13 protein-coding genes are annotated in these 13,119 nt (G+C 71.8%); 2 read left to right on the top strand and 11 right to left on the bottom strand.

Annotated features, from left to right (window positions below; genetic code table 11):
- Position 1: 1 nt before the first annotated feature.
- The 9 genes from carB to BIU94_RS06765 form a co-directional block, all read right to left on the bottom strand.
- The gene (gene carB, locus BIU94_RS06725; protein WP_071255776.1) at positions 2-3,280 is read right to left on the bottom strand and encodes a carbamoyl-phosphate synthase large subunit; all 3,279 of its coding nucleotides are present in this window, start codon (positions 3,278-3,280) and stop codon (positions 2-4) included.
- A complete protein-coding gene (carA, locus tag BIU94_RS06730; RefSeq protein WP_071255778.1) occupies positions 3,280-4,479 on the bottom strand; it encodes a glutamine-hydrolyzing carbamoyl-phosphate synthase small subunit in 1,200 nt (399 codons plus the stop codon). The genes carB and carA overlap by 1 nt, the downstream gene beginning before the upstream one ends.
- The gene (locus BIU94_RS06735; protein ID WP_071255780.1) at positions 4,476-5,021 is read right to left on the bottom strand and encodes a hypothetical protein; all 546 of its coding nucleotides are present in this window, start codon (positions 5,019-5,021) and stop codon (positions 4,476-4,478) included. Before BIU94_RS06735 ends, carA begins: the two co-directional genes overlap by 4 nt.
- A gap of 13 nt (positions 5,022-5,034) precedes the next feature.
- Positions 5,035-6,393: a dihydroorotase gene (locus BIU94_RS06740; RefSeq protein ID WP_071255785.1), complete on the bottom strand. Its 1,359-nt coding sequence runs from the start codon at positions 6,391-6,393 to the stop codon at positions 5,035-5,037.
- On the bottom strand, positions 6,390-7,367 hold the full coding sequence (locus BIU94_RS06745; RefSeq protein WP_071255788.1) for an aspartate carbamoyltransferase catalytic subunit: 978 nt from the start codon (positions 7,365-7,367) through the stop codon (positions 6,390-6,392). The genes BIU94_RS06740 and BIU94_RS06745 overlap by 4 nt, the downstream gene beginning before the upstream one ends.
- Positions 7,367-7,954 carry a bifunctional pyr operon transcriptional regulator/uracil phosphoribosyltransferase PyrR gene (gene pyrR, locus BIU94_RS06750; protein WP_071255790.1) on the bottom strand — a complete coding sequence of 196 codons (588 nt, stop codon included), beginning with the start codon at positions 7,952-7,954 and terminating at the stop codon, positions 7,367-7,369. Before pyrR ends, BIU94_RS06745 begins: the two co-directional genes overlap by 1 nt.
- 24 nt (positions 7,955-7,978) lie before the next feature.
- Positions 7,979-8,431 (bottom strand): transcription antitermination factor NusB, encoded by a 453-nt coding sequence (gene nusB / locus BIU94_RS06755; RefSeq protein ID WP_071255795.1) that lies wholly within the window; start codon positions 8,429-8,431, stop codon positions 7,979-7,981.
- Between the two features lie 11 nt (positions 8,432-8,442).
- Positions 8,443-9,006 carry an elongation factor P gene (gene efp, locus BIU94_RS06760; protein WP_071255797.1) on the bottom strand — a complete coding sequence of 188 codons (564 nt, stop codon included), beginning with the start codon at positions 9,004-9,006 and terminating at the stop codon, positions 8,443-8,445.
- 97 nt (positions 9,007-9,103) lie between these two features.
- The gene (locus BIU94_RS06765; RefSeq protein ID WP_139195891.1) at positions 9,104-10,795 is read right to left on the bottom strand and encodes an AarF/ABC1/UbiB kinase family protein; all 1,692 of its coding nucleotides are present in this window, start codon (positions 10,793-10,795) and stop codon (positions 9,104-9,106) included.
- Between the two features lie 157 nt (positions 10,796-10,952).
- Here BIU94_RS06765 and BIU94_RS06770 point away from each other — a divergent pair, with 157 nt between their 5' ends.
- Positions 10,953-11,267 carry a hypothetical protein gene (locus tag BIU94_RS06770; RefSeq protein WP_071255801.1) on the top strand — a complete coding sequence of 105 codons (315 nt, stop codon included), beginning with the start codon at positions 10,953-10,955 and terminating at the stop codon, positions 11,265-11,267.
- Entirely contained in the window at positions 11,267-11,446 is a 180-nt protein-coding gene (locus BIU94_RS06775) for a hypothetical protein (RefSeq protein ID WP_071255804.1), read from the top strand. Before BIU94_RS06770 ends, BIU94_RS06775 begins: the two co-directional genes overlap by 1 nt.
- Positions 11,447-11,459: 13 nt before the next feature.
- Here BIU94_RS06775 and aroB read toward each other — a convergent pair whose 3' ends face one another.
- Positions 11,460-12,557: a 3-dehydroquinate synthase gene (gene aroB / locus BIU94_RS06780; protein WP_175472116.1), complete on the bottom strand. Its 1,098-nt coding sequence runs from the start codon at positions 12,555-12,557 to the stop codon at positions 11,460-11,462.
- Positions 12,554-13,090, bottom strand: coding sequence for a shikimate kinase (locus BIU94_RS06785; protein ID WP_071256435.1), 537 nt, complete (start codon positions 13,088-13,090; stop codon positions 12,554-12,556). The genes aroB and BIU94_RS06785 overlap by 4 nt, the downstream gene beginning before the upstream one ends.
- Positions 13,091-13,119 lie beyond the last annotated feature (29 nt).

Consider the following 13,119-nt stretch of genomic DNA (forward strand, 5'->3'; position numbering starts at 1 on the left):
CTCACCAGGTCGCGCGCTCGAGCGCGTAGTCCTGCAGGCTGCGGACGTTGAGCGGCGAGCCGATCGTCTCGATCGCCGCGACGGCCGCACCGATCTGCGCGATCGTCGTGAACAGCGGCTTGTCCGCCGCGACCGTGGCCGCACGGATCTCGTACCCGTCCGCACGACCGGCGGCACCCGACGGCGTGTTGATGACGATGTCGACCTCACCCGTGGCGAGCAGGTCGACGACGCTCTCGCCGCCCTGGCTGTACTTGCCGACGATCCCGACCTCGATGCCGTTGCGGCGGAGGATCTCCGCCGTGCCCTCGGTCGCGATGATCGTGAAGCCGAGCTGCTGCAGGCGGTGCACCGGCAGCACGATCGCGCGCTTGTCGGTGTCGGCGACGCTCACGAAGACCGTGCCGCTGGTCGGCAGGCCGCCGTACGCGGCGTCCTGCGACTTGAGGAACGCCCGCGGGAAGTCGCGGTCGATGCCCATGACCTCACCGGTGGAGCGCATCTCGGGGCTGAGCACCGAGTCGACGACCTGTCCCTCGCGGGTGCGGAAGCGACGGAAGGGCAGCACGGCCTCCTTCACGGCGACCGGCGACTGGGCGGGCACGAAGGCGCCGTCGCGCTCGGGCAGCATGCCCTCGGCGACGAGCTCGGCGACCGTGGAGCCGGTCATGATGCGGGACGCGGCCTTCGCCAGCGGGATGCCGAGCGCCTTCGAGACGAAGGGCACCGTGCGGCTGGCGCGCGGGTTCGCCTCGAGGACGTAGAGCACGCCGGCGCCGATGGCGAACTGGACGTTGAGCAGGCCCTGCACGCCGATGCCGCGGGCGATCTTCTCGGTCGCGTCGACGACGCCCTGGATCTCCGCGCGGCCGAGGCCGACCGGGGGCAGGGTGCAGGCCGAGTCGCCGGAGTGGATGCCGGCCTCTTCGAGGTGCTCCATGATGCCGCCGATGTAGAGCCGCTCACCGTCGAAGAGCGCGTCGACGTCGATCTCCACGGCGTCGTCGAGGAACCGGTCGACCAGCAGCGGGAGCTCCGGGCCGATGATCGCCTGGTCGGCCATCCGGTCGAAGTAGTCCGCGAGCGAGGCCGTGTCGTACAGGATCTCCATGCCGCGGCCGCCGAGCACGAACGACGGGCGGACGAGGACGGGGTAGCCGATCTCCTCGGCCACCGTGGTCGCGCTCGCCAGGTCGTGGGCCGTGCCGTTCCGCGGGGCGAGCAGACCGGCCGCGTCGAGGATGGCGGAGAACTGTCCGCGCTCCTCGGCCGAGTCGATGGCGCTCGGGCTGGTGCCGAGGATCGGGATGCCCGCGGCCTCGAGCGGCTTCGCCAGGCCCAGCGCGGTCTGGCCGCCGAGCTGCACGACCACGCCCACGAGCTCGCCGGACGCCGCCTCGGCCTCGATGACCTCGAGGACGTCCTCGGCGGTCAGCGGCTCGAAGTACAGGCGGTCCGAGGTGTCGTAGTCGGTCGACACGGTCTCGGGGTTGCAGTTGATCATGATCGTCTCGAACCCGGCGGCGCTCAGCGCGAACGACGCGTGCACGCACGAGTAGTCGAACTCGACGCCCTGCCCGATGCGGTTCGGGCCGGAGCCGAGGATGACGACCTTCTTGCGGTCGCTCGGGGCGACCTCGGTCTCGGTGTCGTACGACGAGTAGTGGTACGGCGTCAGGGCCGGGAACTCGCCGGCGCAGGTGTCGACGGTCTTGAAGACGGGCCGGATGCCCTGTTCGTGTCGGGTCGCCCGGACCTCGGCCTCCGTCGAGCCGCGCAGCGACGCGATCTGGACGTCGCTGAAGCCGTGCTCCTTCGCCCAGCGCAGGGTGTCCGCGTCGAGGGTCTCGGCGGCACGGATCTCGTCGGCGACCTCGTTGATGAGCACGATCTGGTCGATGAACCAGGGATCGATCTTCGTGGCCTCGAAGACCTCGTCCGCGGTGGCACCCGCCACCAGGGCCTGCTGCACCGTGACGATGCGGCCGTCGGTCGGCACCTGGGCCTTCGTCAGCAGGGCGTCCTTGTCGAGCTCCGCCGCCGGGGTGTCCCAGTGGAAGCTCGACCCGCGCTTCTCGAGCGAGCGCAGCGACTTCTGCAGTGCGGTGGCGTAGTTCCGGCCGATGGCCATCGCCTCGCCGACGCTCTTCATCGTCGTGGTCAGCGTGGCGTCGGCGGCCGGGAACTTCTCGAACGCGAACCGCGGGGTCTTCACGACCACGTAGTCGAGCGTCGGCTCGAAGCTCGCCGGGGTGACGCGGGTGATGTCGTTCTCGATCTCGTCCAGGCGGTAGCCGATGGCGAGCTTCGCGGCGATCTTCGCGATCGGGAAGCCCGTGGCCTTCGACGCGAGGGCCGACGAGCGGGACACGCGGGGGTTCATCTCGATGACGATGACGCGGCCGTTCGACGGGTCGACGGCGAACTGGATGTTGCAGCCACCGGTGTCGACGCCGACGCGACGGATGATGTCGATGCCGATGTTCCGCATGTTCTGGTACTCGCGGTCGGTCAGGGTCAGCGCGGGGGCGACCGTGATCGAGTCACCGGTGTGCACGCCGACCGGGTCGACGTTCTCGATGGAGCAGATGACGACGGTGTTGTCGTAGTTGTCGCGCATCAGCTCGAGCTCGTACTCCTTCCAGCCGAGGATGGACTCCTCGAGCAGGACCTCGGTCGTCGGGCTGGACTGCAGCCCGTCGCCGACGAAGCGGACGAGTTCTTCCTCGTTGTAGGCGAAGCCCGAGCCGAGGCCGCCCATGGTGAAGGACGGGCGGACGACCAGCGGGTACCCGAGGTCCTCCGCGAACTCCTTCGCTTCTTCCAGCGTGTGCGCGATGTGGCTGCGGGCGACGTCGGCGCCGGACTCGAGCACGAGCTCCTTGAAGAGCTGGCGGTCCTCGCCGCGCTGGATCGCCTCGACCTTGGCGCCGATGAGCTCGACGCCGTGCTTGGCCAGGATGCCGGCCTCGTCGAGCGCGATGGCCGCGTTCAGGGCGGTCTGCCCGCCGAGGGTCGGCAGGACGGCGTCCGGCTTCTCGATGCGGATGATCTCCTCGAGCGACGCGTTCGTGATCGGCTCGATGTACGTCGCGTCCGCGAAGTCGGGGTCGGTCATGATCGTCGCCGGGTTCGGGTTGACCAGGATGACCCGGACGCCCTCGGCCCGGAGGACACGGCAGGCCTGGGTGCCGGAGTAGTCGAACTCGGCGGCCTGCCCGATGACGATCGGGCCGGAACCGATGACCAGGACGGAGTTGATGTCTGCGCGCTTCGGCATCAGTTGGCTTCCTTCGTGACGTCTGCTGCAGGGGTGGTCGCGGTGGCGGTGGCCGGGTCGAGCGGCTGCCCGTCGCGACGCTCGCGCACCATGTCCGCGAACCGGTCGAAGAGGTACATGCTGTCGTGCGGTCCGGCGGCGGCCTCGGGGTGGTACTGCACGCTGAACGCTGGCACGTCGAGCGCGCGGAGGCCCTCGACGACGTTGTCGTTGAGCGAGTAGTGCGAGACCTCGACGCGGCCGAAACCGGCCGGCGACTCGAGGACCTCGCCGAGGGGCGCGTCCACCGCGAAGCCGTGGTTCTGGCTCGTGATCTCGACCTTGCCCGTCGTGGTGTCGAGCACCGGCTGGTTGATGCCGCGGTGGCCGAAGGGCAGCTTGTACGTGCCGAAGCCGAGGGCACGGCCGAGCAGCTGGTTGCCGAAGCAGATGCCGAAGAACGGACGGCCGCTCCGCAGCGACTCCTGCAGCAGCTCCACCTGCGCGTCGCTCGCGGCGGGGTCGCCGGGGCCGTTCGAGTAGAACAGGGCGTCCGGCGCCAGGGCCTCCAGCGACTCGGCGGAGATGTCCTGCGGCACCACGTGCACCTCGAAGCCGCGGGCGGCGAGGTACCGGGTGGTCGAGGCCTTCACGCCGAGGTCGAGCACGGCCAGGGTGCCGATCTGCTCGCCGACGGCCGGGACGACGTAGGTCTCGGGGGTCGACACGACCGACGAGAAGCTCGCCCCGGCCATGCCGGCCTGGTCACGCACGAGCTGCTCCTGCTCGGAGGCCGGCAGTGCCGCGTCCGCACCGCTGAACACGCCGCCCTTCATGGCGCCGGCGTCGCGGATGCGCCGGGTGAGGGCACGGGTGTCGATGCCGGAGATGCCGACGATGCCGTCGCGCACCAGGTGGTCGTCGAGCGTGGCGTTCGCGCGGTGGTTCGACACCACGCGGCTGGGGTCGCGCACCACGTACCCGGCGACCCAGATGCGACGGGACTCGGGGTCCTCGTCGTTCACCCCGGTGTTGCCGATGTGCGGTGCGGTCTGCACCACGATCTGCCCGGCGTAGGAGGGGTCGGTCAGCGTCTCCTGGTACCCGGTCATGCCGGTCGCGAAGACCACCTCGCCGAGCGTGCGCCCACGGGCGCCGTAGGCCCAGCCGTCGTACCGGGTGCCGTCTTCGAGGACCAGTACGGCCCGTTCGCGTGTCATGAGTTAGTCCCTTCGCCCGCGGTCTGCGGGGGTTCGTGCTTCGTCGACAGTCCCTGCATGGCGACGAGCGCTGCTGCGTCGCCCTCCGGGAACCGGAAGTAGGTGTCGAGGTCCGACGCGCCCGCGGCGCCGGTCGCCGTCCATCGCAGACGGACCAGTCCCCCGGGCTCGACCACGCGGTCGATCGCCCACGTCGCGCGGTCCGCACCGCGGACCGCCGCCGCCGCGATCCACCGATCCGGGGTGCCGGCGTGGTGGAGCACCACACCGGTGTCGTGGACGGTGACCCCGCCGCGGCCGCGGAACCCGAGCCCGCCGGCCGTCATCCGCTCGAGCGGCTGGTCGGCGCGGGTCGTCGCGACGGTGAAGCCGTCCCACGACCCGGCCGCCGGTCCGACGTCGGTCGGCACCGGGACGGGAGGCACGGCCTCCGTCTGCTTCCTCGCCCGCGTCCGCCAGGTGCGCGCCATGGCGACGAACAGTGCGGCGACGAGGACGAGGACGATCCCGCCGACGAGCCAGCGCAGGGCGTCGGCGCTCATGCGGACACCTCGCTCATGCGCGCGCCTCCGCCCGGACGGCCCTGGCGTGCGCGGCGACCGTCTCGGCGTCGACGAGTGCGCCGTCGAGCACGGTGGCCGCACCGTGGTGGAACGTCGCGACGACGCGACCCGGCAGCCGCATGCCCAGGTACGGGGAGTTCCGGGACTGGCCGGCGAGGTCGTCGACCGAGAAGTCGCGGACCGCCGACGGGTCGTAGAGCGTGAGCTCGGCCGGCGCGCCCTCGGCGATCCGCTGCCCGTGGCCCTCGACCTGCCCGATCCGCGCCGGTGCCTCGGACAGCACCCGGGCGACGTCGGCCCAGTCGAGCTGCCCGCTGTCGACCACGGCGGCCTGCACGACGCTGAGCGCCGACTCGAGCCCGACCATGCCGTTCGCCGCCGCGGGCCACTCGCAGCACTTCGCCTCGGCGGTGTGCGGCGCGTGGTCGGTCGCGACGATGTCGATGGTGCCGTCGGCCAGGGCGGCCCGGAGCGCGTCGACGTCCTCGCGCGACCGCAGCGGCGGGTTCACCTTGTAGCGGGCGTCGTACCCGGCGGCGCCGTCGTGCCCGGCGATGAGGTCCTCGGTGAGCACCAGGTGGTGCGGCGTGACCTCGGCCGTGACGGCGATGCCGCGGGACTTCGCCCAGCGGATCACCTCGACGCTGCCGGCGGTGGAGACGTGGCAGACGTGCAGGCGGGCACCGACGTGGTCGGCGAGCAGGACGTCGCGGGCGATGATCGCCTCCTCCGCGACGGCGGGCCAGCCGGCGAGGCCGAGCTCCGACGACAGCCGACCCTCGTTCATCTGCGCGCCGATGGTCAGCCGCGGTTCCTGCGCGTGCTGCGCGAGGACGCCGCCGAAGCCCTTGATGTACTCGAGCGCACGGCGCATGAGCAGCGGGTCGGCCACGCAGGAGCCGTCGTCCGAGAAGACCCGGACCCTGGCCCGGCTCGTCGCCATCGCCCCGATCTCGGACAGGTGCGTGCCCTGCAGCCCCTGCGAGACGGCACCGATCGGTCGGACGGTGACGTAGCCGGCGTCGTCCCCGAGGGCCTGCACCTGCTCCACCACACCGGCGGTGTCCGCCACGGGGTTCGAGTTCGCCATCGCGTTCACGGCGGTGAAGCCACCAGCGGCCGCGGCGCGCGAGCCGGTGAGGACCGTCTCGGACTCCTCGTGCCCGGGCTCGCGCAGGTGGGTGTGCAGGTCGACGAGACCGGGCAGGGCGACGAGTCCGTCGGCGTCCACGACGGTGGCGCCGGACGCGTCGAGCCCGGACCCGACCGCGGTGATGCGTGCTCCCTGCAGTCGGATGTCGGCACGCGTGCCGTCGACCAGCTGCGCGCCGCGGATGAGGTGGGCGGTCATGCGGTGGTCTCCTTCGAGGGTGCGGCGTTCGTGGTGTCGGAACCGGTGAGCGCGAGGTAGAGCACGGCCATCCGCACGCTCACGCCGTTCGCGACCTGTTCGACCACGGTCGAGCGGGGGTCGTCGGCGGCGACGCCGGCGATCTCGAGCCCGCGGTTCATCGGACCGGGGTGCATGATCAGCGTGCGCTCGGACAGCCGGGCGGCGCGTGCGGCGGTCAGGCCGAAGTGCCGGGTGTACTCGCGCTCGTTCGGGAAGAAGGCGTCGTGCATGCGCTCCTGCTGGATCCGGAGGGTCATCACGACGTCCGGGTCCTCGGCGAGGGCGGCGTCGAGGTCGTGGTGCACGGCGGCACCGAACGGACGCTCCACCGCGGGCAGCAGCGTCGGCGGGGCGACGAAGGTGACCTCGGCGCCGAGCGTGCGGAGGAGCCAGGCGTTGCTCCTGGCCACGCGGCTGTGCAGGACGTCGCCGACGATCGCGACGCGGACCCCGTCGAGCCCCTGGCCCCGGCTCGCGTCCCCGTGCAGGCGGCGCCGCATCGTGAACGCGTCGAGCAGCGCCTGCGTCGGGTGCTCGTGCGTGCCGTCGCCGGCGTTCACCACCGGCACGTCGATCCAGTCGGCGTCGGCGAGCACCCGCGGGGCACCGGACGCGCCGTGCCGCATGACGATGCCGTCGATGCCCATCGCGCCGAGGGTCTGCACGGTGTCCTTGAGCGACTCGCCCTTCGAGACGCTCGACCCCTTCGCGGCGAAGTTGATGACGTCGGCGGAGAGGCGCTTCGCGGCGGCCTCGAAGGAGATCCGGGTGCGCGTCGAGTCCTCGAAGAACAGGTTGACGACGGTCTTGCCGCGGAGCGCGGGGAGCTTCCGGACCTCGCGCTGGTTGACCTCCGCCATCTCCTCGGCGACGTCGAGGATGTGCACGGCCTGGTCGCGGCTCAGGTCCGCGGTGGAGAGCAGGTGTCGCATCACGCCGCCCCCTGCTCGATGACGACCTCGTCGGCGCCGTCGGTCTCGGTCAGGCGGAGCGTGACGCGCTCGTCGGACGCGGTCGGCAGGTTCTTGCCGACGTGGTCGGCGCGGATCGGCAGCTCGCGGTGCCCGCGGTCGACGAGCACGGCGAGCCGGACGGCGCGCGGCCGGCCGATGCCCTGCAGGGCGTCGAGCGCGGCACGCACCGTGCGGCCGGAGTAGAGCACGTCGTCGACGAGCACGACGACCTTGCCGTCGATCCCGCTCGTCGGGATGGTGGTCCGGTGCGGCGCGCGGCCGATGCCGTGGCCGAGGTCGTCCCGGTGCATCGTGACGTCGAGGGTGCCGAGGCGCTGGTCGCGCTCCGCCGCCCACTCGGGCTCGATGTCGGCCAGGACCGACGCCAGACGGTCGGCGAGGACCGCACCCCGGGTCGGGATGCCGAGGAGCACGAGGTCCGAGGCACCGTGGTTGGCCTCGAGGATCTCGTGTGCGATGCGTGTCAGGGCACGCGTGATGTCGGGTTGCTGCAGGACCGTTCTGGTACCCACGTCGACCCCCTTCCCCGCCTCACAGGACGGCATTAAAGGATGCTGACGTGGTCAACCCTAGCGGGACCCGGCGTCCCCTGCGACCGTCCGACCGGACGGTGCACGACCGCCGGAGACAGCTCCGAGCACGCCGTTGACGAACCCGGCGGAGTCGTCCGTCGACAGCGACTGCGCGAGTTCGACCGCCTCGGCGATCGCGACGGCGTCGGGCACCTCCGGGTTGAACCGGAGCTCCCAGACGCCCATGCGCAGGATGCAGCGGTCGAGCACCGGCATGCGCGCGATCGACCAGCCCTGGGCGTGGTCGACGATGACGGCGTCGATCTCGTGACGGGCCTCGTCGACGCCCGTCACGATCTGGCGCGCGTAGTCCCAGCTCGAGGCGCGCTCGGGCTGGTCAAGGTGGCGGACGGTCTCCGTGGCGAGGACGTCCGCGATGGGCAGCTCACGCACCTCGGCCACGTAGAGCATGTCGAGGGCGCGCTTGCGGGCCTTCGAACGAGCACTCATGTGGTCGGCGCCTAGGAGTTGACGCGGCCGAGGAAGCTGCCGTCGCGCGTGTCGATCTTCACCGTGGTGCCGGACTCCAGGTACAGCGGCACCTGGATGCGGTGACCGGTCGCGATGATGGTCGCGTCCTTCGTGCCACCGGAGGAGCGGTCGCCCTGCAGGCCCGGCTCGGTCTCGACCTCGGTCGTGATCGACGTCGGGAGCTCGACGTACAGCGGGTTGCCCTCGTTCATCGCGATGGTGACCATCGCGGACTCGAGCAGGTAGTTCTTCGCGTCGCCGACGACCGTCGCCGAGACCGGGATCTGGTCGTAGGTGTCGGTGTCCATGAACACGTAGGAGTCGCCGTCCTCGTAGAGGAACTGGTAGTCGCGGCGGTCCACGGTCGCGGTGTCGATCTTCGCGCCGGCGTTGAACGTGCGGTCGACGACCTTGCCGGAGACGACGTTCTTGAGCTTCGTGCGGACGAACGCGCCGCCCTTGCCGGGCTTGACGTGCTGGAACTCCACGACCGACCACAGCTGGCCGTCGATGATGAGAACGGCGCCGTTCTTGATGTCAGTGGTACTGGCCATGAGTCTTCGGTGTCCCGTTCGATCGTGTTGTGGAAGGTCTTCGGGCGCTGGGCCCCGGACGAGTGTACCGGACGCCCGCCCGCCGCCCGTGGCGTCGTCAGCGTCGTCGTCGGGCGCGCCACGAGTCGACCGCCGCCCAGCCGAGCAGCACGACGGCCGCTCCCCCGAGCAACGCACCGGCCGCCCCGGTCGACAGGGCGGCGGTCGGGCGGGCCGGGAGCGCCAGGTACACGATCGCCAGGATGCCCGCTCCCGCCCCGAGCAGCACGAGCAGGACGCGCCGGATCAGCCCGCTCACCGTCTCGCGGTCGCGGCTGTCGGCGAACAGCCGGATGTTCACGGTGAACTTCCCGGTCTCGATCGCCTCGCCGATGCGGTCGATGCGGCGCGGCAGCCGACGTGCCGCCGACACGACGCCGATGAGCTCCTTCGCCGCGAGGTCGCGCAGCTTCCCCGGACGCAGTTGATCGGTGAACTGCTGGCGGGCGAGCCCCCGCGACTCCTCGAGCAGGTCGAACGACGGTGCGAGCGTGCGGAGCGTCCCCTCGAAGATCGCCAGTGCGCGGGCCGCCGCGACGAAGTCCGCCGGGGCCTTCAGCCGGTAGCGCCCGAACACCTCGACCGCGTCGTCGACCGTCTCGACGCCGATCCGCGCGCCGGGGCCGAGCTCGTCGGCCACGAAGCGTGCGATGTCGCGTCGGAAGTCGGGCTCGTCGTGCGCGTCGCGCACCGGCGCCATCCGCAGGACCGCGTCGGCGATCCGCGTCGTGTCGTCCTGCAGGTAGGCGACCAACAGGTCCTGCACCGTGTCCCGGAGACCGGGGTCGAGCCTCCCGACCGAGCCGAAGTCGATCAACGCGGGCCGCCCGTCGGGCAGCACCAGGACGTTCCCCGGGTGCAGGTCGGCGTGGTAGACGCCGTCGAAGACGACCTGCCGGAGGAAGGCGCGGAGGATCGCGCGCATCGGCGCGTCGAGGTCGCGGTCCGCGCGCTCGGCGCGGATCGCGCTGAGCGTGTCGCCCTCCAGGAACTCCATGACGAGCACGCGTCGGCCGGACAGGTCGGGGTACGGGTCCGGGAACCGGACCTCGTCGGGGCGGGCGCTGCGGGCCTGGGCTGCGCGGAGCGCGGTGAGGTTCCGCAGCTCCGACACGAAGTCGACCTGCCGGACGAGGTCGTCGGCGTACTGCTGCGCGACCTCCTGCACGCCGACCTGCCGCGCCTCGGACGACCACCGGGCCATGAACCGGACCACCCGAAGGGCGATGTCGACGTCCCGCCGCACCGCGGCGTCGATGCCGGGTCGCTGGACCTTGACCGCGACCGCGGTGCCGTCCTGCAACCGGGCCCGGTGCACCTGGGCGATCGACGCGGCGGCGACCGGCACCGGGTCGAAGGCCGCGAAGACCTGGTCGACCGGGGCGCCCAGTTCCCGCTCGAGCAGCGCGCGCACCTCGTCGACGGGGGCCGCCGTGACGTTGCGCTGCAGGTGCGCGAGCCCCTCGGTCCACTCCTCCGGCAGCAGGTCGTCGCGGGTCGACAGCAGCTGCCCCATCTTCACGAACCCTCCGCCGGCCTCCTCGAGCGCCCGGCGCAGGTGCTCGGCCTGGCCCGCACGCAGCGCGGACGTCGCGGGGTCGTGCGAGAAGTCGAGCCGGCGGAAGGGCAGCAGGTGGTGCCGCCGGGCGATCGCGAGCAGTTCGGTGAAGCGACGGCCACGGGCGCGCAGCGTGCCGGAGTCGGTGTCGCGCGGTGCGGAGAGGTCGCTCAGACGGGGTGGGGTGGGCACGCCTGCCACTCTGCTCCCCGGGGCTGTGGCGGAGCTTTCCGCGCCGTGCGGGTGACGCCGGTCGCTCCGTCCTCCACAGACCGGAGGCACGGGCCGGCTCTCCACAGGTCGGGCACCGCGCGCCCCCGGGTCGCGTCGGCCGGGTCAGACTCGGCGCATGGAGACAGCACTGGTCGCGGCGTGCATCGCCGCCGGAGCGGCGATCGTCGCTGCGATCGTCAGTTGGTTCGGGGCGTTCCAGAACCGTCGGACGGCCGATCGTGACCACGCGTGGCGTCGCTTCACGTGGGCGGTCTCGCCGCACCACGACCGGAGAACACACAACATCTCGACAGCTGTGCTCCGCGAGCTGGAGTCCGTAGCGTGGTGGTCGAAGCAAGACCGTCGGCTCGCCGGCCGAGCACTCCGGAGACGAGCGATGTCCGACCGGCCGGACTCCGACGACCAGACGCAGCAGGAAGGACCACGGTGATGTCGATCTTGCGCCCCCTCCCGGATGCACCCGACCTCGACGACGACGACGAGGTCCTCTTCGCGTGGGACAACGGTGCCACCCTCGACGAATGGCGCGAAGCACGACGCACCGGCGTGGTGACCGTCTCGATGCGCGTGAAGTGGTGGTGGCGCCGCACCCGCCGCGTCCTGCGCTGAGCCGTCCGACCGGCTAGACCCCGACCTCCTGGTAGGCGGTGAAGAGCAGGTGGTCCTCGGGGCCCTCGAGGGTTGTCGGCTTCCCGACGCCGTCCAGGATGATGAAGCGCAGCATGCCGGCGCGAGCCTTCTTGTCCCGACGCATCGTCGCGAGCAGCCCCTCCCACCGGCCGAGGCCGTAGGTCGTCGGCAGTTCGAGCGACTCGAGGATCGTCCGGTGGCGGTCGACGGTCGCGTCGTCCAGGTGCCCGGTCAGGCGGGCGAGTTCCGCAGCGAAGACCATGCCGACCGAGACCGCCGCACCGTGGCGCCACTGGTAGCGCTCGGCGTGCTCGATCGCGTGCCCGAGGGTGTGGCCGTAGTTCAGGACCTCGCGGCGCCCCTGCTCGGTGAAGTCGTCGGTCACGACCTCGGCCTTCAGGGCGATGGCCAGCTCGACGACCCGCCGGAACTCGGGTGTGGTCGGGTCCGTCACCCGAGCGACGTCGGCCTCGACGATGTCCAGGATCTCCGGGACGGCGATGAAGCCGGCCTTCACGATCTCGGCGAAGCCCGTCAGGATCTCGTTGCGGGGCAGCGTCCGGACGAGGTCGAGGTCGACGACCACGGCACGCGGTGCCGAGAACGCCCCGACGAGGTTCTTGCCCTCGTTCGTGTTGATCCCGGTCTTGCCGCCGACGCTCGCGTCGACCATGCCGAGCACGCTCGTCGGGACCCCCACGTACGGCACGCCGCGCAACCATGTGGCCGCGACGAACCCCGCGAGGTCGGTGACCGCGCCGCCGCCGAGCCCGATGACGGCGTCGGTGCGGGTGAAGTCGGACTGGCCCATGATCTGCCAGCAGAAGGCGGCGACCTCGACGCGCTTGGCGCCTTCGGCGTCCGGCACCTCGGCGATGAGCGCGTCGAGCCCGGCACCGACCAGGAGCTCACGCAGCTCGTTCGCCCGTGCGCCGAGCGTCGGTGCGTGGACGATGAGGACCTTCGCGACCCGGGGTCCCAGGATCGCGGGCAGCGCGCCGAGCAGGCCGGCACCGACGGCCACGGTGTAGCCGTCCGCACCGCCGACGCGGATCTCGGTGGTCCCTGCGGGCAGGATCGGGTCGGTCACGGTGCTCCTTCGGTGGTGGGGTCGGCGCTCACGCCGGAGGCGGCGCTGCCGCGGTCGTCCCGGCGTCCGTCGCCGCGCAACCAGGCGACGACCTCGTCGACGACGCGGGACATCGGACGCCGCGAGGTGTCGACGACCACGTGCGCGAGCTCGGCGTACGTCGCGGCGCGTTCGTCCATGATCGTCTGCCAGGCGTCGATCCCGCCGGACGCCAGGAGCGGTCGGTCGGAGCCGGCGATGCGGTCGGCGACGGCCTCGGGTGAGACGGTGAGCAGGACGATGCGCGCGCCGACGAGTGCTGAGCGGGTGTCCGCGTGGGTGACGGCTCCCCCGCCGACGGCGATGACGCCGCCGGTGCGGAGCGCGACCCGGACGGCCTCGGCCTCGAGGGCACGGAACGCCGGCTCGCCCTGCTCCGCGAAGATGCCCGGGATCGGGCCGTGCTCGCGGACGATCACGCGGTCGGTGTCGGTGAACGGCACGCCGAGCGCCTTCGCGACGCGCTTGCCGACGCTGGACTTGCCGGCCCCCATCGGACCGATGACGACGACGGGTGCACCGC

Source organism: Curtobacterium sp. MMLR14_006 (assembly GCF_001864985.1).
Lineage (GTDB): Bacteria > Actinomycetota > Actinomycetes > Actinomycetales > Microbacteriaceae > Curtobacterium.